24 protein-coding genes are annotated in these 19,768 nt (G+C 71.9%); 13 read left to right on the top strand and 11 right to left on the bottom strand.

The window, feature by feature from the left end; translation table 11 throughout:
* Window positions 1-7: 7 nt before the first annotated feature.
* A complete protein-coding gene (locus tag K7B10_RS37085) occupies window positions 8-193 on the bottom strand; it encodes a hypothetical protein (protein ID WP_229343596.1) in 186 nt (61 codons plus the stop codon).
* Window positions 194-497: 304 nt separating this feature from the next.
* On the opposite strand from K7B10_RS37085, the gene K7B10_RS37090 reads away from it, so the two are divergent.
* The 6 genes from K7B10_RS37090 to K7B10_RS37115 all read left to right on the top strand — a co-directional run bounded on the left by K7B10_RS37090 (window position 498) and on the right by K7B10_RS37115 (window position 4,390).
* Entirely contained in the window at window positions 498-1,526 is a 1,029-nt protein-coding gene (locus K7B10_RS37090) for a helix-turn-helix transcriptional regulator (protein ID WP_229343599.1), read from the top strand.
* A 268-nt stretch (window positions 1,527-1,794) separates the two neighbouring features.
* Window positions 1,795-2,154, top strand: coding sequence for a hypothetical protein (locus K7B10_RS37095; protein ID WP_229343601.1), 360 nt, complete (start codon window positions 1,795-1,797; stop codon window positions 2,152-2,154).
* Window positions 2,155-2,295: 141 nt separating this feature from the next.
* Window positions 2,296-2,460, top strand: a complete 165-nt coding sequence (locus tag K7B10_RS37100) for a hypothetical protein (RefSeq protein WP_229343603.1) — start codon at window positions 2,296-2,298, stop codon at window positions 2,458-2,460.
* A gap of 49 nt (window positions 2,461-2,509) precedes the next feature.
* Window positions 2,510-2,659, top strand: coding sequence for a hypothetical protein (locus K7B10_RS41415; protein WP_308284668.1), 150 nt, complete (start codon window positions 2,510-2,512; stop codon window positions 2,657-2,659).
* A 128-nt stretch (window positions 2,660-2,787) separates the two neighbouring features.
* A complete protein-coding gene (locus tag K7B10_RS37110) occupies window positions 2,788-3,342 on the top strand; it encodes a hypothetical protein (RefSeq protein ID WP_229343605.1) in 555 nt (184 codons plus the stop codon).
* A 325-nt stretch (window positions 3,343-3,667) separates the two neighbouring features.
* Entirely contained in the window at window positions 3,668-4,390 is a 723-nt protein-coding gene (locus K7B10_RS37115; RefSeq protein ID WP_229343607.1) for a hypothetical protein, read from the top strand.
* A gap of 32 nt (window positions 4,391-4,422) precedes the next feature.
* Here K7B10_RS37115 and K7B10_RS37120 read toward each other — a convergent pair whose 3' ends face one another.
* On the bottom strand, window positions 4,423-4,815 hold the full coding sequence (locus K7B10_RS37120) for a nuclear transport factor 2 family protein (RefSeq protein WP_229343610.1): 393 nt from the start codon (window positions 4,813-4,815) through the stop codon (window positions 4,423-4,425).
* 133 nt (window positions 4,816-4,948) lie between these two features.
* Complete coding sequence (locus K7B10_RS37125) at window positions 4,949-6,172, bottom strand: alpha/beta hydrolase family protein (protein WP_229343612.1); 1,224 nt, start codon at window positions 6,170-6,172, stop codon at window positions 4,949-4,951.
* A 91-nt stretch (window positions 6,173-6,263) separates the two neighbouring features.
* Here K7B10_RS37125 and K7B10_RS37130 point away from each other — a divergent pair, with 91 nt between their 5' ends.
* Window positions 6,264-6,857 carry a TetR/AcrR family transcriptional regulator gene (locus K7B10_RS37130; protein ID WP_229343614.1) on the top strand — a complete coding sequence of 198 codons (594 nt, stop codon included), beginning with the start codon at window positions 6,264-6,266 and terminating at the stop codon, window positions 6,855-6,857.
* 91 nt (window positions 6,858-6,948) lie between these two features.
* On the opposite strand, the gene K7B10_RS37135 is transcribed toward K7B10_RS37130, so the two are convergent.
* From K7B10_RS37135 to K7B10_RS37145, 3 genes are all read right to left on the bottom strand, one after another.
* Complete coding sequence (locus K7B10_RS37135) at window positions 6,949-7,386, bottom strand: hypothetical protein (protein ID WP_229343616.1); 438 nt, start codon at window positions 7,384-7,386, stop codon at window positions 6,949-6,951.
* Between the two features lie 106 nt (window positions 7,387-7,492).
* Window positions 7,493-8,167 carry a nucleotidyl transferase AbiEii/AbiGii toxin family protein gene (locus K7B10_RS37140; RefSeq protein WP_229343618.1) on the bottom strand — a complete coding sequence of 225 codons (675 nt, stop codon included), beginning with the start codon at window positions 8,165-8,167 and terminating at the stop codon, window positions 7,493-7,495.
* Window positions 8,164-8,529: a hypothetical protein gene (locus K7B10_RS37145; RefSeq protein ID WP_229343621.1), complete on the bottom strand. Its 366-nt coding sequence runs from the start codon at window positions 8,527-8,529 to the stop codon at window positions 8,164-8,166. Before K7B10_RS37145 ends, K7B10_RS37140 begins: the two co-directional genes overlap by 4 nt.
* A 95-nt stretch (window positions 8,530-8,624) precedes the next feature.
* On the opposite strand from K7B10_RS37145, the gene K7B10_RS37150 reads away from it, so the two are divergent.
* Together K7B10_RS37150 and K7B10_RS37155 are read left to right on the top strand one after the other, a co-directional pair.
* Window positions 8,625-8,864, top strand: a complete 240-nt coding sequence (locus K7B10_RS37150; RefSeq protein WP_229343623.1) for a DUF8825 domain-containing protein — start codon at window positions 8,625-8,627, stop codon at window positions 8,862-8,864.
* Window positions 8,861-9,133, top strand: a complete 273-nt coding sequence (locus K7B10_RS37155; RefSeq protein WP_229343625.1) for a hypothetical protein — start codon at window positions 8,861-8,863, stop codon at window positions 9,131-9,133. Before K7B10_RS37150 ends, K7B10_RS37155 begins: the two co-directional genes overlap by 4 nt.
* Window positions 9,134-9,158: 25 nt before the next feature.
* Here K7B10_RS37155 and K7B10_RS37160 read toward each other — a convergent pair whose 3' ends face one another.
* Window positions 9,159-9,593 (bottom strand): nucleoside deaminase, encoded by a 435-nt coding sequence (locus K7B10_RS37160; protein ID WP_229343627.1) that lies wholly within the window; start codon window positions 9,591-9,593, stop codon window positions 9,159-9,161.
* A complete protein-coding gene (locus tag K7B10_RS37165; RefSeq protein ID WP_229343629.1) occupies window positions 9,590-10,408 on the bottom strand; it encodes an LLM class flavin-dependent oxidoreductase in 819 nt (272 codons plus the stop codon). Before K7B10_RS37165 ends, K7B10_RS37160 begins: the two co-directional genes overlap by 4 nt.
* Before the next feature lie 93 nt (window positions 10,409-10,501).
* Between K7B10_RS37165 and K7B10_RS37170 the strand changes: the two genes are divergently transcribed.
* Entirely contained in the window at window positions 10,502-10,948 is a 447-nt protein-coding gene (locus K7B10_RS37170; RefSeq protein WP_030873151.1) for an Lrp/AsnC family transcriptional regulator, read from the top strand.
* A 61-nt stretch (window positions 10,949-11,009) separates the two neighbouring features.
* Here the strand turns inward: K7B10_RS37170 and K7B10_RS37175 are convergent, their stop codons facing one another.
* The gene (locus K7B10_RS37175) at window positions 11,010-12,647 is read right to left on the bottom strand and encodes a sigma-70 family RNA polymerase sigma factor (protein ID WP_229343631.1); all 1,638 of its coding nucleotides are present in this window, start codon (window positions 12,645-12,647) and stop codon (window positions 11,010-11,012) included.
* Between the two features lie 322 nt (window positions 12,648-12,969).
* On the opposite strand from K7B10_RS37175, the gene K7B10_RS37180 reads away from it, so the two are divergent.
* Window positions 12,970-13,539, top strand: coding sequence for a GNAT family N-acetyltransferase (locus K7B10_RS37180; RefSeq protein ID WP_229343633.1), 570 nt, complete (start codon window positions 12,970-12,972; stop codon window positions 13,537-13,539).
* A gap of 32 nt (window positions 13,540-13,571) precedes the next feature.
* Here the strand turns inward: K7B10_RS37180 and K7B10_RS37185 are convergent, their stop codons facing one another.
* The gene (locus K7B10_RS37185) at window positions 13,572-15,461 is read right to left on the bottom strand and encodes a serine/threonine-protein kinase (RefSeq protein ID WP_229343635.1); all 1,890 of its coding nucleotides are present in this window, start codon (window positions 15,459-15,461) and stop codon (window positions 13,572-13,574) included.
* A gap of 17 nt (window positions 15,462-15,478) precedes the next feature.
* The gene (locus K7B10_RS37190) at window positions 15,479-15,718 is read right to left on the bottom strand and encodes a hypothetical protein (RefSeq protein WP_229343638.1); all 240 of its coding nucleotides are present in this window, start codon (window positions 15,716-15,718) and stop codon (window positions 15,479-15,481) included.
* A gap of 202 nt (window positions 15,719-15,920) precedes the next feature.
* Between K7B10_RS37190 and K7B10_RS37195 the strand changes: the two genes are divergently transcribed.
* Together K7B10_RS37195 and K7B10_RS37200 are read left to right on the top strand one after the other, a co-directional pair.
* A complete protein-coding gene (locus tag K7B10_RS37195; protein WP_229343640.1) occupies window positions 15,921-18,515 on the top strand; it encodes a helix-turn-helix domain-containing protein in 2,595 nt (864 codons plus the stop codon).
* Between the two features lie 108 nt (window positions 18,516-18,623).
* On the top strand, window positions 18,624-19,745 hold the full coding sequence (locus K7B10_RS37200) for an EcsC family protein (protein ID WP_229343642.1): 1,122 nt from the start codon (window positions 18,624-18,626) through the stop codon (window positions 19,743-19,745).
* The last annotated feature ends 23 nt before the right edge of the window (window positions 19,746-19,768 follow it).

Raw genomic sequence — 19,768 nt, forward strand, 5'->3', positions numbered from 1 at the left:
CCAGGTCTCAGCCCCAGTCGTGGACGTCGCGGGTGTCCACGACGGGCTGCGTGGGCTGCTCGGCGCCGAGATCGTCGGCGTGGGCCGAAACGGCGCCGAGGAAAACGAGTGAAAGCGTCGCCAGCAGCAACAGAACTCCGCGGCGCATCGCCTTCTCGGCCGGATTCTTGAAAGAGTGAGCGATGGTGTCCATTCGTGCCCCCGTGGCCAATCGTTTCTTTCTCGGTTCAAGCTCGCTGCGAGGACAACTCTGCCGCCGCTCAAGGTGGCGATCGAGGGATCCGCAACTCAGCTTCCTGCACATCCATGAGGCCACTTGCTGCACGAGGACGGCTGGACGATGGGCACGGACCAATACGCCGAGAGGCCCGGAGCAGGAGACACAGCCTCGGTCCGGATATCGGAACGACACGTTCGGGCAGCGGATGTAGGGTTATCCACGACTCACGCCGGGGGACGCGGCCGGGCACCCCCGCGCCCAGCAGTGAGGAGGAGTGGTGACCGAGCCGAACCTGCGGTTCCTGGGAGTCGAATCCGAAGACGAAGAGACCTACCGACTCCTGCTGCGCCGCGGGCGCTTCAGCCGTACGGAAGTCGCCGACCAGCTGGAACAGGACAGAGAAGACACCGAGACCGCACAGGATGCCGAGTCCGCCTACCTCCGCCTGACGCAGCTGGGGCTGGCCACCGAGACCCCCGGCGGGCTGGCACCAGTCTCGCCCGCCAAGGCCGTGGAAGGACTGGTGGAACGCCAGGTGGCCCGGCTTCGCGGTGAGTTAGAGGAGCGGGCCGCCACCAGCGCGGTCGTCGATTCACTGCTCGCCGAGCACGACAAGTCCCTGGCACACGCCGCCCATGCCCCCCACGTCAGCGGGACCACCCAGCACATCGAGGGGATGGCCTCCGTACGAGCAGCCATCGACGAGCTCACCTTCTTCACCCGGACCGAGAGCCTCACCACGAGCCCGACCGGAATACTGAGCCCGGAGAGCATCAGCCACGCGAGACTGCTGGACAGCCGCATCCTGCGCCGCAAGGTGCACATGCGGACGCTCATGGCCGCGCCGGCCCTCGAGGATGCCACCACCATGAACTACCTGTACGAACTCGCCTCACAGGGAGCGGAGATACGAATTTCGTACGAACCTCTGGAGCGCCTCATCATCTGCGACCGGTGTGCCGCGCTCACACCGATCGACCCCGCCCACACCTCCAAGGGCGCGATTCTGACGCGCGATCCTGGGCTGGTCTCCGCCCTCGTCTCCCTCTTCGAACGTATGTGGAATTCGGCGCAGGAACTCCCCGCTTCGGCTCACGGCGAAGCCACAGAGGCCGGATTCGTCAACGCCTTCCAACGGCAGATCCTGTCCTCTCTCTATACCGCGGAGAAGGACGAGATCGGAGCACGGGAACTCGGCATCGCCGTCCGCACCTACCGCAAGCACGTGGCCGCGCTCATCCAGCGGCTGGGTGCCACCAACCGTTTCCAAGCCGCGCTGCTGGCACGCGAACGGGGTTGGATCTGACTCCTCCTGGCCGCATCCCACTTGTGAACGCCAGCCGAGCCCAGGCGCAGTCGAAACGGTCTGCGTACGGGCGGCCGGGGCACGTCCGGCACTCGAAGAGGTAGACCCCGCCCAGGTCGCCCAGCCTCGGGTCGGCGCCTTCGTCGTCGACGCCCCGGTCCTCGACGGGGACCGCCGGCTCTAGAGGTCGCCCCGGGTGGGGTGGGTCAGTGCGAGGTTGTGGAAGCGGGCCCACTTCGCCGGCCTGGACGCGCTCGACTCGAGGCTGATGACCTTCGGCGCGTACTACCGCCACATCGCCTGCCCGTTTGAATTGGTGTTCACGCACGCAATCAAGAGCTTCATGCTCGACGGGGACGGCTTTCGGGCAAGGAACTACTACGTGTGGGATGCCGGGGAGAAGGCCCGCGCCTTCTTCACGGAGGGGATCGTCGAGAAGGTGACGGGGATCCATGGCGTCCCGCCCGAGATCGGGTACCTCGACATCGTCGGGTTCGTCGACAGATCCGGCACCCGATCCTCGAGAAGCCCGTCGCACGAACCCGCGCCGTCCGGGCCCTTTTCGGAGCATCCGGGCATGCCGCAGAACTTCCCCGCATCGAGACCAACCGCTCCTGCAGCTACCTGACCTGCGCGTACCAGGATCCCGACCACGCGATGATGCCCGCTCCCGGGTCCGCCGCCGGATCGTCTCAGTAGGCCGGCCATGGAACCCGGCAGGTGTGGAAGGCCTCTCCCTCCGGGCCGTGCCAGGAAGTCGTCCGCGTCGGTGACCGGTGTCGTGGTCGCAGTCGTGGTCGTGGTCGTGGTCGTGCCGACGATCCGGGCGCTGCGGGAGCCCACGACGTCCTCGACGAGGGCTCTGACCCAGGCCAGCCCCTCCTCGTCCGCGTACCCGCAGGTGTGCGCGTACGACCACGACACTGACGGGTGACGCCGTCGACGGCATCGAACTCGACGGCTTCGAGGCCGTCCCGGAGGTCGTGGGCCTGGCAGACACCTGGTGGCGCGGCGGCGACTCCCTCGTCGCCGTCTACCGCGGCGAAGCCGAAGCCATGCACGCACCCCGATGCCGGACCGCCACCATCTACGCCGGCCTCGACGACTGGGGGCTGCGGGGGCTCGACACCTGAATGCAGCCCGCATCGGCCCGCACGCCTGCGGACCCGGCTGATGGCCGAGGTCGGGCTGCTGCGATGCTCCGCGCAGCAGCGGGGGCCGCCGCCCTTCCCCCCTCCCCGCGCGAGACCACTGGAGCATCGTGTACCTGCCTGCCCGGACCGGCCGTTCGACCGCGTTGCTCCTGTCGGCCTCACTCGTCACCGCGCTCGCCGGCGGCCTGGCCGGCTGCTCCCTGATCAACCCGTACGCCTCGTGCGAAGGGTCGGAGCCGCGGCTCAAGGAGATGGCTTCCCTGACGATCCTCGACGCGAAGCCGCCCCGGGCCACTCCCCCGGCGGGCCACACGGAGGTGGAGACCGCATGCGACGACGACAGCAGCGGCGGTGATGCCTGGCTCTCGGCCGAGCGACTGTACTCGGCCCCGGAATCGAAGACCGAGATCCTCGGCTACTACACCAGGACGGCAACGGCCGATGGCTGGAAGCTCGAGGAGAACACCTCCCCGCTGCACGTCCCCGCGGACGTCGAAGGCCTCTGCTTCAGCAAGGGCGGCGACGGCAGCGCGATGACACTGACGGTTACCTTCCCGAGCGGGGAAAAATACCTCCCCGTGCCCGACTTCGGGGCCGGAACCGGAGTCGGGATACTGGTCGAAGCAGAGATCGACGGCTCACCCATACCCTGCTGGGACTAGCTAGAGGGATGGACGTCGGACAGAGGGTGCTGAAGGAACTCGCCCAGGTACGCCGTCTGCGCCGTATCGGTAGTGGCCTGGGTAATCGTCGGCGAGCCGGTCGTGCAGGAACGAATTGCCCCGCGAGTCGGGACGTGACGTGGTGTGGGATGTCGGGCTGCGGGTCGTCAGATGCCGTTGCTGCTGTGGATCCTGTCGGCCGGCACGGGTGCTCGGTTCGTGGTTGTTGGTTTCGGAGCCTTTGATTCCTGGGGTGTTGTGGGAGCATTTGTCTCTATTGTTCCCTGCGCCATCGCGGCGCCCGACGCGGCAGTCGAGGAAGAGCATGGGCTGGAGAGGTACATGTCGGACGGCCACGTCGGCCGCTCTGGCCGGGGCGGTCGCCCTCGTCCTGGCGGCTGCGCCTCAGGCCGGCGCCGAGCCCCGGAGCGGGGCCGCGCCGTCGTTCGGGACCGTGGCCGCCCGGCCGGACGCCTCCCCCGCTCCGCTTCCGCCGCGCCTGCCCCGCGACTTCCGGGGCAAGGGCAAGTGGATCGTCCGGGACCTGGGCATCACCGTGCCGTTCACCTGGGAGGGGCGCGACGGTGAGAGCCGGATGGTCGCGGGAGGACCGCAGTACCCGATCTGGTTCACCAACCTGATCTACCACGGCACCCTCTACACCCTGACCTACAAATGGCCCGGTCTGGACGACCATCCCTGCTCACGCATCCCCGGCTTCAGCCTGGAGGACCTGAACCAGGCGTTGGAGGGCTCCCGGTTCGTGGGGCGCGAGACCTTGCGGCGCACGCCGGAGCGGCGCGTGAACCACTGGAGGGTGGGTGTGGTCTTCCCACAGCTGCCTCCCGGGAACCACCCGCGTCTGCCGCTCGCGCTGGGGGACATCTACGTCGACGAGAACGACCGGGGCACCTTCTGGCAGGTGCTGCAGTTCGGTGTGCAGAACCTCTACGACCCCGAGCTGGACGAGTGGCTGGTCATGGACACCTTCGAGCACCGGCCCGGGACCGTGACGCTTCCCCGGGAGTGCGAACCGCCCCGGCCCTGACGGCCCCTCCGTCCGCCCGGGCCGTGCTCGGCTCAGCGAGCGCTGCCCAGGTCGCGGTCGGCGTCGGAGCCGCTGAGCATCAGGGTCGTTTCCTCGATGCGGTGGAAGCGGCCGTCGGGGGCGAGGTCGGCGAAGACGTAGACCTCCATGGTGACGGTGGTGCCGTCGTTCTTGGTGATGTGGCAGGTGTGCCGGTCGGCGTACTTGGTCCCGTCGTAGAGCTCGTCGTGGACCTCCACCGTGCCGCCGGCGACCATGCCGCGCAGGTGGCCGATGTGGTCGAGGAACTCGGCGCGGTCGGCCCATGCGCCGTCCGTGCGCTGGCGGTACCCGGGGGTGAAGTGGCGCTCGGCGGCCTCCTCCAGGGGGGCGCCCCGGTGGAAGAGCAGGTCGTTGAGGGCGGCTTCGATTCCGGTGCGGGTCATGGTGATGGCTCCCTTGGGTGCGCGTGCGTGGGTGCATGCGTGGGTGCGTGGGTGCATGCGTGGGTGCGTGGGTGCATGCGTGGGTGCGTGGGTGCATGCGTGGGTGCGTGCGTGGGTGCGGTGTTGCCGGGTGTCAGGCGGTGGGGGCGAGGGTGGTGTCCAGCCAGTCGTAGATGCGGGCGAGGGCCAGGCGCATGGCGCCGGGGTGGCAGTGGGCGCCGGCGCCTTCCTCGGCGGTGAACAGCATCAGGGTCTTGGGGCAGGTCAGCCGCTCGTAGAGCTGCTCTGGCTGCCCCTTGAAGAACTCGTCCTCCTCGGCGTCGCACACGAGGGTGGGGCACTGGATCCGCTCGGCGACGCCGCCGGCGAGGGTGTAGTCGAGGTAGGAGGCGCTGAAGGCCCGGGGGGTTTCGACGCCCATCACGTACATGCCGTGGTTGATCGCCCAGCGTGCGGTGGCGTCCTGGGTCGTGATCTGCTCGAAGCGCGCGTCGAGTTCGGGGGCGGAGTCCGCGCGCAGGAGCCGTTCGGCCTCCTCCCGGTCGCCGGGGATGTGGCGGGTGGATACCTGGCCCAGGTCGTAGACGCCGTCGACGGCGATCAGGGCGGCGAGGCGGTGCTCGAAGGCCGCCGCCCGGGGGGCGAGTACGCCGCCCATGCTGCTCCCGAGGAGCGCGATGCGGCTGACGTCGACCTCGGGGAGGGTTTCGGCGAAGTCGACGACCGGGGTGATGACGTTCTCCCAGTCCGGGCGGAAGACCAGGCCCTGGTGGTGGCGGGGGCCGGGCTGTCCCGGGCCGTCGAAGGTCAGGACGGTGTACCCGCGCTCGACGGCGGCCAGCGCGCCGCTGAAGTGGAGCTCCTCGGCGGTGCCGTCGAAACCGCTGTGCATGATCAGCGTGGGGCGGGGGGCGCCGGTGTCGTCGGCCCGGTAGAGGTAGCCGGGGAGGGTGGTGTCCTCGTACGGGATGCGGACCGGTTCGATGCGGGGGGTGGTGTGGAGCGCGGCCGCGGCCCGGAAGCAGGAGACGCTGCGGTCGTAGGCGTGGTCGTGGCGGGGGTCGCACGGCCGGCCGTGCTGGAAGAACTCCGCCGACCGGTAGTAGTTGGAGGCGCGCAGGAATCCGTCCCGGGCGCTGATCGTGTGGCCCGCGTCCAGGGCCCGCTGGGCTTCGGCGGCCACGCGGTCGGCGGTCGCCATCCACTCCTCGTGCCAGCTGTCGTAGTCGCCTTCCTCGATGCGCCCGGCGGTGGAGACGACCTCGCCGAAGTCGGCACCGCCGTAGGCGATGTGGCTCATCGAGCGCAGGGTCTCGTACCAGAACTGGGGGTTCTCGGGGAACATCAGCGGCTTCATCACACTCTCCTTAAGCACAGATCTGTGCGTACGGCAGGACTGTAGCCCCGCCGGGCGCCATTAAGCAAATAGTTGTGCTTACGATGTGTGGGTGACTTCGAAAGAACCGGCCCCGCGCCTACGCAAGAGCCCCGAACAGGTCCGCTCGGCGGTCCACCAGGCCGTCATCGACCTGCTGTCCGACCCCGAGGGTGCGGACCTGACCATCCCCGCGGTCGCGCAGCGCGCCGGGGTGAACCACACCAGCGTCTACCGGCGTTGGGGCAGCCGGGAGGCGCTCCTGGCCGACGTGGTCGTCACCCGCCTCGAACGGGACTGGCCGCTGGCCGACACCGGAAGCCTGCGCGGCGATCTCACGGCGTGGGCCGAAGCCGGCGTCGCGAGCATCCGCACCGCCGAAGGGCGGCTGCTGATCCGGGCCGTCGCCCTGTCCATGCCGGGCAGTGCCACGGCTCAGGGGGAGCGCGCGCAGCAGTTCCAGCGCCGGCTCGGCGCCATCGAGCGCATCCGCGAGCGCGCCGTCACTCGCGGCGAGGTGCCGCCGCCGCTCGACCAGATCCTCGACCAGCTCGTCGCGCCGCTCTACCTGCGGGCGATCTTCGGCATCGACCCGCCGGCCTCCGGCTATCCGGAGCTCCTCGTGGACCGGCTCCTCGGCGGTACGGGCGCGTCGCGGCCGGGCTGAGCGGTACTGGTGCCGTCTCCCGTCGCCGGTGCCGGTGCCGGGGGGGGCGGGCGGCGGCGGGCGGGCGGCGGCCGGCGGCCGGCGTCTCCTTTCAGGGCAGGTCGGTGCGTCCCAGCCATGACGGCTTCACCGGTACGCCGTCCTCGTCGCGGGCCACCTCCACCGGCGGGGGCAGTCGGGGCGCGGGCGGCGTGGTGGCCGGTGGCGCCTCGGCCGCGACCGGTTCGGGCTCGCGCCGCTCCGCCGGTGGGGGGCGATCGGTGTCGTCCAGGAGTTCGGCCACGGAGAAGCGGGTGGCGTGGGACTGCCAGGAGCCGTCGACGACCAGCAGGAATCCCTCACCGGCGCGGAAGAGGCGGCGGCGCCTGGGGCTCCTCGGATGCTCCGGCGTGTAGGCCCGCGCCCGCTGCTCCAGCTCCGCCAGCGCCGCCTCGCGCTCACCCTCCACGTGCGCCATCACGTAGGCCTCGGTGTGTTTGCGCTCGCCGGAGCCGACCGTCGTCTCCAGGATCAGACCCCATGTCGTCATGGCCGACTCCCCTCCCGAATTCCCGAAATGATGCCGCCGAGCAGTGGCCGGGCGGAAGATGCAGATGTACGGCATGAGCGGGGACGCCGCGAGCCGTACCCGGTGGTCAGAGGGGCCCGTCACCCCGGTCGTCGGGGGCGAGGCGTTGTTCGAGGTCGGTGGTCCAGGACCGGGCCCAGCGTCTGAGGGTGGCGATGGCCGCGTGGTCGAGGCCGTACGCGTGGAATTCCTCGTCGTCGTACCAGTCGGTGCCGGCGAGGCGGTCGTGGAGGTCTTCGAGGCGGAATTCGTCGCGGCCGTGGCGTCGGCCGAGGCGCTCGAGTTCGGCGGTGGTGCGCATCCGGGAGGCGGCGTGGACGTCGATGAGGTCGCGGACGGCGCCGCGGTCGGCGAGGGCGCGGACCTTGGTGCCGATGACGTCGTCGAGGGCGAGGACCGGGCCGTACTCGGTGTGGGCCGGGGCGCTCCACAGGTTCTCCTTGAGGACGTCGACCTCGCACTCGGCGCCGTCCGCGGGGTCGGTGACCATCAGGCGGGCGGACAGTGGGTCGACGGAGACGACGGAGACCTGCCAGCCGCGTTTGGCCAGCTCGTGGGTGAGGTCGGTGGCGATGTCGGCCATGGGGGCGGGGTTCTCGGTGGCGACGTCGAGGTCCTGGCTGAGACGGTCGACGAGGCCGTGGGCCTGCACGGCGTAGCCGCCGGTGATCACGAGGGGGTAGGGCGTGCCGATGGCGATCACGTCGGCGAGGAGCCTGCGGTGCAGGGCGCTGAGGTTCACGCCGCGGAGGTCACCCGGCCCGCGAGCTGGGGGAAGCGGTCTTCCCAGACCTGGCGGATGTGGCGGCTGACCAGGGTGCGCAGGACGGGCCACTGCCCGGTCAGCAGGTCGCGGTCGAGAAGTGTGGCCAGGTCGTCGCGCCGGCCCTCGGCCAGGACGGTGCGGTACAGGCTCATCCGCTGCCGGGGACGGTCCAGGTCGTACGCGCGCAGCCCGGACCACGCGATGTGCAGGGGCAGCTCCACCACTCCGCCGGTCGGGCCCGCGAGCTCGTCGAGGGAGTCGGGCAGGCGGCCGGTGTAGCGCTCGCGCAGGACCTCGCCCGCGGGCACCGGTGAGACGGGGGACGACAGCTGAGCCATACGGCCAGTATCCCGTGCCACGGCCCCCGCGGGTGCGGCGGAGGCCGATGGCGCTCCACTCGCACCATAAATCGAACACATGCTTGAATTGATGGATGCAGTGCACCTCCTTCCCCGATGACCTGGTCGGCCTCCAGGCCGACTGGCTCCGTACGTACCGGGAGCTGGCCCGGCGGCCCGCGGCAGCCGGTACGACCCCGCTCCGCCGCCGGCTGATCGCCCTCTCGTGCGCGATCTCCGCCCATCCGTACTGGTCGCGCCCCGCCCGTGCGGCGGGCGGCGCGGCCGAGCTCCGCCGCGCGGCGAGAGCCCGAGCCTGGGCGAGGGCGGCATGACGAGCGCCTGCCCGGGAGGCGACCAGGGCTACGGTGCGCCGGGGCCGGGCCCCGCCCCCCGCCTCGTCGTCCAGCCGCCCGACCACCGCGGGTGGCGCCGGGTGCGGTGTGACGGGCGGAGCCTGGGCACGGCGTACCGGATCAGCGACATCGCCGTCTTCCTCGCGGCGACGGGAATGGAGGACGCCGAGGACTTCGACCTCACGGACCCCGCGCTGGTGGACTGGCGCGGCGGCGGCCCCGACTGCTGGACGCCGCCGGAGGCGTAGCGGCGCCCGGGCCGCGTCTTTCGGATCAGGGCCCGTAGTAGGCGTCGACGGGGACGCGCGCCTCGTCGAACAGGGCCGGGCCGTCCTGCGCCACCGTCGGCCATGCGCCCGACTCAGGGTTGAGTTCCACGAGTTGCGCCGTGGAGAGTGCGTGGACCACGCGTCCCAGTCCGGAGCGGACGATGGCGCCGGCGCACATGCCGCACGGCTGGCAGCTGGTGTACAGAGTGGTGCGTGCGGCCGTGTCGGGGTCGAGTTCGCGGGCCGCCCAGCGCGCGAGTTTCAGTTCCGGGTGGGCGGTGATGTCGTCGTCACGCCGCACCGTGTTGTGGGCCTCGGCGAGGACCGCTCCGTCCGGGCCGGCCAGCAGGGAGCCGTACGGCGCGTCGCCCAGGGTGACGGCGCGGGCCGCGATGGCGACGGCCCGCCGCAGGAACGCCTCGTCGGCAGGGGTGATCATGAGGATGTCCTCCGGCGTGTCGCCACGGCGGTGAGCGCCTGCCAGGCCTCGTGGGGCCGGCGGGTCTCCTGCGGATCTCCGTGGTACGGGTCCAGCACGACGGTATCGGCTCCGAGGCGCTCGAGCTGGTCGAGATCGTCGAGGATCTGCTCGAGGGTGCCGGTGCCCGCGAGCCGCTCGGGGTCGCCGACCGGTGCGGTGGTCAGCTTCAGGGTGATGCGGGGCGCGAACCCCGGCAGCGAGTGGTCCGTCACGACCGAACGCATCCAGGGGAGGGTTCCCCGCAGCGGATGCCAGGCGTCGCCGAACTCGATGGCGCGCCGGATTCCCGCCTCGCTGTTGCCGCCGACCCAGACGGGAATCGGGGCGGTGTGCCCGTCGTCCTCCTCGCTCCAGGCCTCCCGCAGGGCGACGAGGTGCTCGTCGGTCAGTCTGCCGCGCGCGCTGAACGGCACGCCGAGCGCTTCGAATTCCTGACGCGCCCAGCCGACTCCCACCCCGAGCACGAGCCTGCCGCCGCTGAGCGCGTTGAGGTTGGCGGCCATGCGCGCCACCAGCAGCGGATGCCGGTAGGGCAGCACGAGAACGGTCGTGCCCAGCCGCACCCTGGTGGTCATGCCGGCCAGCCAGGACAGGGTGGTGAACGGTTCGTGGAAGGGTGCCGGATAGCGCGCGGCCACGTCCGGGGTGACGGCCACGTGGTCCGACACCATGAGGAGGTCGAAGCCGAGCCCCTCCACGATCCGCGCCCATTCGCTCAGCACACCAGGAGTGGTTCCGGGCCCGAAGTTCGGTACGTTCACGCCAAGTTGCATGATCGGAGGCTATCTCGGCGATCAAGAAATCTGAAAGATGCTTCTCCCGGTCAACTCGCCATTCACCCACGACTTTCCCGGTAGGGTCGCGATATGGCCGGGAATCTTGATGACATCGACTGGGCGATCATCGACGAGTTGCAACGGGACGCGCGCATCTCCCTCAGCGAGTTGGGGCGGCGCGTGAACCTCGGCTCGTCGGCCACCACGGAACGGGTGCGCCAGCTGGAGGCGTCGGGCGTCGTCACCGGCTACCGCGCCGTGGTCGACCTGGCCAAGGTCGGCTATCCCGTGCTCGCCGTCGTCCGGTTGAAGTACCCGGGCAACCGCCACCAGCCGCTGCGCCGGCTGCTCGCCGACCGGCGGGAGATCCTGGAGTGCCTGCGCACCACCGGCGACGACTGCTACACCCTGAAGGTGGCCGCGACCTCCATGGAACACCTGGAGACGCTGATGGACGAGCTGGCCGGCTTCGGCAGTACGACCACCAGCGTCGTCTACAGCCAGACGCTGCCCTACCGCGGACCCGACCGGCCCTGAGGGCGGCGGCCGGCGGGGCCGGAGCCGGTGACCGCCCGTGGCCGGCGGATCGCGCGCGCGGTCACCCCAGGGTGAAGAGGAAATTGACGGAGTTGTAGTAGTTGGGCAGCTGTACCAGGTCCGAGCCGCGGCGCGGGGAATCGGTCTTCGGCCAGTTCCGCGGGCCCAGCAGGTGGTCGGCGTAGTCGCTCTTCGGGACCCGAGGCACGAACCAGAGCCGGAAGGCGCCGGAGCGGCCGACCGGATCGGACCTCCAGAGCTGCGTCTCGCGGTCGTCGCCCGAGCGGCAGGCGCGGAGGGTGACGTCGACGACGTTCCCGCCGGCGGTGGTTCCGTCGAGACACGTACCGGTGCCCGTGTTCCGGAACTGGTACGTGCCCTGGCCGGCCGGCAGGCGCTGCCAGCCCTGGGACGGATCGCCGGTGCACGGCTGGAGCTCCAACCGCCCCTCGGAACCGCCGCCGGCGAGGCCGACGCACAGCCCCGAGGCGGCGTTGACCAACGGCAGGCCGGCGGGGGCGGGGGTGGGAGCGGGCGAGGGCCGCGCGGAGGACGGCGTGGGCGTGACGGGGGACGAGGCGGCGACGGCGACGCCCGACATCGGGGCGCCGATGGACACGATCGGCGGCGCCGAGTCCGTCAGGGACGGCAGCAGGTACGGGTCCGCGTTCGGGCTCGCGACCGTGGGCGCGGGAGCCGGCGCCGGGGCGGCCCGCTCGGACCGGTCCTCGGCCGGCAGCAGGACGAACGCGGTGAGCGTCGTACCCGCGACGGCCGCCGCCGCGGTCCACTTCGCCGCGCCGAACCGCGCCGCGGCCGCCTTCAGCCCCACCAACTTGGCCGCCGCGAGGTGGTGGGCGCCGTGCACACCGGCGGACAGCGCGGCGGAGGCGGGGTGCCAGAGCAGGACCCCGGCGGGCAGCAGCGCGCCCAACCGGTCGTTGACGGCTCGCAGATCACGCTCGGCCCGCCCGCAGCCGTCGCACGCCCGAAGATGCCGTCCCAGGTCGCGGGTGACGCGCTTGCCCGGTCGGCGCAGAGCGGCGGCGAGCATGCCGCCGTAGTGCCGGCACTCGTCGCTCACGCTCTGGTCCAGGTGGGCGCGCAGGTACGCCTCGCGCAGTCCTTCGCGGGCGCGGGCCGCCAGCGAACCGACGCCGCCCGCCGAAATCCCGAGGCGCCGGGCGGTCTCGCCCGCGGGCTCGTCCTCGACCACCGCGTGCCACAGCACGGCCTGCCAGCGCTCCGGAAGCGACCGGTACGCCCGCAGGACCAGCGAGCCCTCCTCCGCCAACAGGGCGGCCCCTTCGACGTCCTGATCGCCGGCCAGGCCCGCGGCCCACGTGTCGAAGTCTTCCGACAGCCGCGTGCGGGCACCGCGGCGTGCCCATTCGGCTGCCACCCGGCGCACGCAGGTCAGCAGGTACGGACGCCAGACGTACTCGGGGCCGGCTCCCCAGGCCACCGCCCGGTAGGTGCGCGCGAAGGCCTCGGCCGCGAGGTCACCGGCGGTGGCCAGGTCGCGGCAGCAGGTGCGGGCGTAGGCGAGTACGGCGTCGTGGTGACGGGCGAACACCTCGCCCATCACGTCGCTGAGATCGGCATCGGGCGCCGAGTCGCGCTCGCGGAGCAGCGCGCAGAGCTGTGCGTCGCTGAGGTCGTGGAGGTCCTGTCGGCGGACAGTTCCCGATGTGCTCAACCTTGCTCCCGTTGACTTGCAGATGGCCGGCACGGCGAATGCCAGGCAGGTGGGCAGTGGGGTGCGACGCTGCGCCCGGCCGGAATTCGCGCAAGTGTGCACGTTCCCAAGGCCTGTGAGCAACCGGACGCCCCGGCACTGTCCGGACCGGCACGACTTCGGCAAAGGCCTGGCAAAGTCGCGGGACCGCGCCGCGGCCGCGCCATCTCCCACCTGCACGAGTCCCACGACAGACCAGGAGGCGCGAGTGCGGTACCGCGGGACCCCGGCCCTTCCGTCCGGCACGGCCGGGACGTCCTTACTCGTGTGATCTGCTGTTCGGATGAGCTTCCAGCATCGGCCCACGTCCCATGCGCCGGCACGCGTTGAGCTGTGCCCGCTCACCCTCGCCGACCAGGACGAGTTCTGCTCGCTCGTGAGGGCCAGCGCCGAGCTGCACCACCCGTGGATGCAACTGCCCTCCACCACGGAGGATTTCCGGGGCTGGATGCGCCGCTTCGGCGACGGCACCAACCTGGGCTTCCTGATCCGCGTACGGGGGACGGGTGCGGCCGCCGGCATGGTCAACATCAACTCGGTCATCCGGGGGCGCTACCAGGGCGCGTCCCTCGGCTACGCGGCCTTCGCCCCGTCCGCGGGGCGCGGGTACATGGCCGAGGGGCTCACCCTCGCCCTGCGGTACGCCTTCGACGAGCTGCGGCTCCACCGGCTGGAGGCGAACATCCAGCCGGGCAACGAGGCGTCGTCGGGCTTGGCACGGCGGCTGGGCTTCGGCTACGAAGGCCTGTCCCCCGCCTATCTCTACATCGACGGGGCCTGGCGCGACCACGAACGGTGGTCCATCACCGCGCCGTCGTCCTGGCAGCCCGATCCTTCCCTCCCCGAGGTCTAGGCCGTGCCTTCCGGATCAGGCCGGGCCGTGTGTCAGGCGTTGCGGTAGAACATCGTGCACAGCAGTACCGAGTCGTCGATCACCAGCCAGGCGCGGTAGTCGGTGGAGTCGTTCTGGCTGCGCCGGCAGTTCGCGCTGCTCGCGTTGGCCGGGGCGCGGTAGACGCCGGTGATGTGCAGGACGTAGTCGTACTCCACCGGGATGCGGGTGGCCTTGCAGTCCACGAGGGTGAACGTGCCGAGCTCGACGCTGTTGCTCCGCCCCTTCCCCAGGACGCAGTAGCCGACGTGGAAGATGCGCGTCAGGCACAGGTTGGTGGTCTTGTAGCGCCAGTACGTCCGGCCGTTGCCGCCGGGGCAGTCCCCGTTGGTGACGGAGCTGACCTGGACGTGCGCCTGGTCGGTGTCGCAGCGGACGGGATCGGGTGGGACGTCCACGTTCCATTTGTCCGGGTACCCGGTGGCGTAGAGCGGCAGGCAGGAACCCTGCCGGACGGACAGGAAGGCCTCCTCCGTTCGGTCACGGGTGGGAGTGGGGGTGGGGGTGGGGCTGGGGGTGGGGGTGGGGCGGACCGGGTCGCTCGCGCTCGAGTCCGTCTTCGCCTCCTGCGACGGAGTGGGCGTGGGGGTGCGCGTCGGCGCGGGCCGCTCGGACGGAAGGCGCGGTTCCGTGGGTGTGGAGCCGTGCGTGACGGCCGCGGTAGGGGTGCTCCGCGCGTCGGCGGACGTCCCTTGCAAGACCGTCCACGGCTGCCAGACGAGCAGGGCGATGGCCAGGAACACGGCGGCGACGCCCCAGCCGGCCGCGCCGCTGCTCCCTCCCGCGCCTCCAGCGCCTCCTGCGCCTCCCGCGCCGGCGTTCCGGGCCAGCCTGCGCAGCTCCGCTTCCCGGCGGCGGCGGGCCTCCTCGGCCCGACGCTGCCTCTGCTGGCGGACGGCCGCCTCCCCGGGGTCGGTGAGTACGGGCATCCGCGGCGGCGCGTCCCCGGCAACAGCTCCCCCCGCCGCGGAGCCGGTCGCGGCGCGGCCCGCGTCGAGGGCGCGCCCGTGGGCCTCGTACGCCGTGATCGTCGCCGTCCACTCCACCGGCAGCCAGCGCCGCCCGCGCCGGGGCGCGGAAACGGCGGTCGCCAGGACGGTGGCGAGATCGGGTCGCCGGCGCGGGTCGAAGGCCAGGCACGGCTCGATCAACGGGGCCAGGCTCGTGGGCAGGCCCGTCAAATCCAGCTTCCCGCCCTGGACATGGGCCAGCAGCACCATCGAGGACTCCACCTCCCGGTACGGCGGGCGCCCCACGGCGAGGTGGAAGAGGGTCGCCCCCAGGGAGAAGACGTCCGAAGCGGCGGTCGACGCCTCCCCGCGCGCCTGCTCCGGAGAGGTGAAGGCGACGGTGCCCAGGGTGAGCGAGGTACGGGTGCGGTCCACGGCGTGCGAGATGCCGAAGTCGATCAGGAGCGGGCCGGTCAGCGGCAGCAGGGTGTTCTGCGGCTTGACGTCGCGGTGGACGACTCCCCTGCCGTGCAGGGACATCAGCGCCTGTGCCACTCCCGCGGCGACGGACGGCACGGCCCAGGCGGCCAGCGGCCCCTGCTCGCGTACGAGATCGGCGAGGGACGGGGCGGGTACGTACTGGATGGCCATCCAGGGCCGCGGGGCGCCGGGGTCGGCGTCGAGGACGCGGGCGGTGTACGCGGCGTCGACGCGCCGGGCCAGGTCCACCTCCCGCGCGAACCGCTCCCGCTCGAGGCGACCCACGGGGCCCTCGGCGAGCAGGGTCTTGACCGCGACGAGCGGGCCCCCCGCCGCCGGGCGCGCCAGATAGATCCGGCCCATGCCTCCGGAGGCGAGCCGCCACAGCAGGCGGTAGTCGCCGAGGCGTCGGGGGTCTTCGGCGTCGAGACGCCGTACTGCGATGCCGGGCATGGCCGCCTCCGCTTCGGTCAGCGCCCGCAGGCGGACACGATGATCAGTAGAAGGAGGCCGAGGACGGCCACCGTCGCGCAGCCCGCACAGCTCGTGCCTTCCCCGGCGGGGGCCTTGGCGGCGGTCTCCACCTGGCCGCCCAGGCGCAGGCCGGGGTGCCGGGTGGCGTAGTGGTCCATGTGCCCGCGTTCGGCCTCGGACTCGGGGCCCCAGGGGGTCTTGAATCCGCATTCGCCGCACCAGAACCGGTAGGTCATCACTCTTCTCCTCGGGTCTGCGGAAGACGGCCGGTGGTGGTGGGGCGGGTGGCCGCCGGAGGACCCCTCCTGCTCCGAGCGTGGTGTCCGCGCAGGCCGGGGTACAGGTCACGGCACCGGTCACGTATGACCGGTCGACGCCCGCTACGCTCGCCTGCGGTCCGGGCCGGTCCTCCGGCCCCGGGAGGGGAGGGATCGCCACGTGACGTCCGATCGACTCGCGCGACTGGCCTCGTTGTTGAAGCTCATGCGGCAGCGGTCGGGGCTGACGCAGGAGCAGTTGGCCGCGGAGTCGGGGGTGAGCGAGAGCACGATCCGGCGGCTGGAGAGCGGCAGGGCCCCGAACCCGACACTGCTCTCGCTGGAGAAGCTGCAGGAGGCACTGGCGGCCGGGCCCGAGGACCGCAGGGAGCTGGCCGAACTGCTCGCGAGCGGGCGCGGCGTCCAGGCCTTCCCGGACGGGGCGGCGGGAGAGCCGGGCGGGGCGGATGGGGCAGGCAGGGCGGATGGGGCAGGCAGGGCGGATGAGCCGGGCGAGCCGCATCCCGGTCGGCTGCGTTCCCCCGCGGCCCCTTCCGGGGTCCTGGTCCGGGACGAGGTGCTGTCCGCGGCCCGTGACGTGGCGCTGGAGATCCGGCGCCGCTGGCGGCTGGAGGAGGAACGGCGCCGGGTCCACGACCCCTTCCCCCTGCCGGTGCGGTGGCGGCGCACCGACCCCGCCCTCAGCGATCACGAGGCCAACGTCGAACGCCTCCCCCCGGGTGCCGCGGCGCCCGACCCCGCCGACCTGGGCGGCGACCTGCCCACGGTGGCCGACTTCTACCGGCGCAGGCACTCCGGGCGCCTCGTGGTCCTCGGCCGGGCGGGCTCGGGCAAGTCCGTGCTCACGATCCGGTTCGTGCAGGACTTCCTGGAGACCCGCACCGCTCTGGACCGCGTACCCGTGATCTTCAGCATCGGCTCGTGGGACCCGACGGCCAGGACCCTGCGCGCGTGGATGACCGAACGGCTCGTACGGGACCACCCGCACCTGGCGGTCCGCGTGGCGGGCACCTCGTTGGCCGGCGCCCTGATCGAGGCCGATCTCGTCCTGCCGGTTCTGGACGGCTTCGACGAGATGGCGGAGGGGCTGCGGGGCAGGGCCCTGGAGCGGCTCAACGAGTTCTCCTCGCCGCTCCTCCTGACCAGCCGGCGCGAGGAGTTCGCCGAGGCGGTGGACGCGGCCGGCACGCCGCTGGTCTGGGCCACCGTCATCGAGCTCGCGGACCTCACCGTCGACGACGTCGCCGCCTACCTGCCGCGGACCGCCCGGCGGAACGGCGGCCAGGACGGGCACGGCCGCGGCGTGTGGGACGCGGTGACGGAACGGCTGCGCGAGCGGTCCGAAGTGGGCGAAGGCAACGGCGACGGTGACTCAGCGGAGCCCCTGACCGGGGCCCTGCGCACCCCCCTGATGACCACCCTGGCCCGGACCCTCTACAGCGAACGCACCGGGGCCGACCCGGCCGAACTGCTGGACGCGGAGACGTTCCCCGACGAGAGCTCCATCGAGGAGCACCTGCTCGCCGGCTTCGTCCCGGCGGTCTACCGGCGCCGCACCCCGGAGCCGGAGCCCGCCCGGGACTGGGATCCGGACCGGGCGGAGCAGTGGCTCGGCTACCTCGCGCACCACCTGGCGCACCCCGACCGGGAACGGCAGGACCTCGCCTGGTGGGAGATCGGCGACTTCCTGCCGCGCCGGCAGCGCGTGTGGAGCGTGGCGCTGACCGCCACCCTCTGCGCCGCCCTCAGCACCTGGGTGATCGGCCTCCTGATCGGCCGGCTCCCCGCGTGGCGGACCCTGGTGGAGGGCGCGCTGATGGGCCCCGCGGCGGGGCTCGCGTTCGCGGCGGTGTACGGGGTCATGATCGCCCGGGGCGGCGGGACCTTCGAGCCCACCCACGTGCGCCTGCGCCTGCGCCCGCGCCTGCCGGGCGGCGGTCGGGGACCGGATCCCGCACGGGGCGCCGCGGCGCGGGGTCCGGGCGTGCGGGCGCCGGCGCGCGCACCGCTGCGGCTGTTCACGGCGCGGTTCGGCGCGGTCATGGCGGGCGGGTTCGTGATGGGAGTGGGCTGCGCCTGCGCCCTGGCGGTCGAGCGGGAACTGGCGTACGGGGCCGTGGTGCTGAACCTCGCGGTGCTGGAGGGAGTGGCCGTGAACATGCTCGTCTTCGGGCTGATCTTCGGTGCGGGGACGGGGCTGGTCTTCGGCCTGCTGGCGGCGTTCGAGGCGCCGCTGGACGTGGCCTCCGCGGCGGACCCGATCAGCCTGCTCGCCGCCAACCGGGCCACCGTCCGCCGACAGCTCGTGGCGCTCGTACCGCTGCTCGCGCTCTCGGTCGCGTTCGGCGGCGGACTGATCGTGGCTCTGCTGGACGGCTTCCTCGGGGACCTGAACTGGGAGGCGTGGGACGGGCTCTACGTGGGGGCCGTCGTCGGCCTCGGGGGCGGGCTGTCGTACGCGCTGTCCTTCACCGCGTGGGGGCGCTGGGTGGTGCGGGCCCGGCTGTGGCTGCCGACGACGGGCAAACTGCCGTGGGACACGGCCGCGTTCCTGGACGACGCCTACCGGCGCGGGGTGCTGCGCCAGGCGGGCGCGGTGTACCAGTTCCGCCACGTACGCCTCCAGCACCACCTGGGCCGCACGTACCGGCGCCGCCAGGCGCAGAGGTCGCAGCGGTGGGCGTCGGTGGGAACGGGCCGCGGGCCGACCGAGTCGCCGCGGAGCTCGCCGAGCTCGCGGCGGACGGGGCGGTGACATACGGCGCCGAACGGCCGGCTCCCGAGCCGTCTTGTCGAGACCCCGGGCGGGGTTGTCCAAAACCTGACAACCTGGCCGGACGCCGCCCGTCCAGGAGGACCCGCCATGACCGAAACCCTGACCGACGCCGTCGGCGCCGATGGCGACGACGACGCCGAACGGGAGGCGGTCGAGCGTGAGCGGGCCGAGATGCGGGAGTTCATCAAGGGGTTGAGCGCGGACGACATCAAGTCCGGCAGCTGGTTCACCAAGCTCATGGCCCAGGCCATGAACTCCTACACCGACAAGGTCGACTGGCGGTACTTCCAGGAGCGGTACGAGGGCGTCCCCGCGGATGCCGTCGTCGATCAGCGGATGAAGATGGCGGCCCGGTACGCCGCACTCGAGGGCGGGCTTTCCGCCGGGGCCTACACATCGGCCGTCGTCGCCACCCTCGGAAGCCTCGGTGGCGCCTCGCCGGCGACGGTTCCGGCCGCCGTCGCGACCGTCATGGTCGATGTCGCCTTCATCAGCCGGCTCCAGCTCCGCCTGGCCTACGACATCTCGGTCCTCTACCGGGTCCCGCTCGACCTGTCCGACCCCGATGACATGTGGAAGCTCATTCGCGTGGCCTTCACGATCAAGAGTGGGGAAGTGGTCCGGGAAGGCGTGGTCAAGGCGGTCCCGGTCATGGTGCGGCCGTTGATCAAGCGCTTCTACTCCAGGGCGGTGCTGAGCGCCGCGAAGGGACTCCCCTTCGTCGGGAAGTTCCTTCTGCAGCGCAACGTCATCAAGATCGGCATCCCCGTGGTCGGCGTTCCCCTCGCGGTGGTGTTGAACCGCTATACGACGCTGCTCGCGGGTCGGCACGCGCAAGCAGTCTTCCGGAACGAGGCGCGAGTGATCGAAATCGCCGAGCGCCTGAGCGAGCGCAGTCGCCACCCGCAGGTGATGCTGTGGGTCGCGTGGCTGGTCATCGCGGCGGAGCAGAAGATCGCCGACGACGAGGCGCTGCTGATGCGGCACCTGGTGAGGCTGGTCCGGGACCGGCACCAGGTGGTCGACGAACGGCTCGCCCGCCTCGTCGACGTCGATCCCGCCGAGGTGTGGCGGCGCCTGGAGGCCGAACCGGGGGATCTGAGCGACCTCCTCGACGTGGCCGACCGGGTGGCGACGGTGAACGGTGCCGTCACGGCGCGCCGCAAAGCCGTCATCTCCGAGCTTCGGGAACGCTGCGGCCGAGCCTGACCGCGTCATGCCCCGCCTCGGGG

Source organism: Streptomyces flavotricini, assembly GCF_020639365.1.
In the GTDB taxonomy this organism is placed as follows: Bacteria; Actinomycetota; Actinomycetes; order Streptomycetales; family Streptomycetaceae; genus Streptomyces; species Streptomyces flavotricini.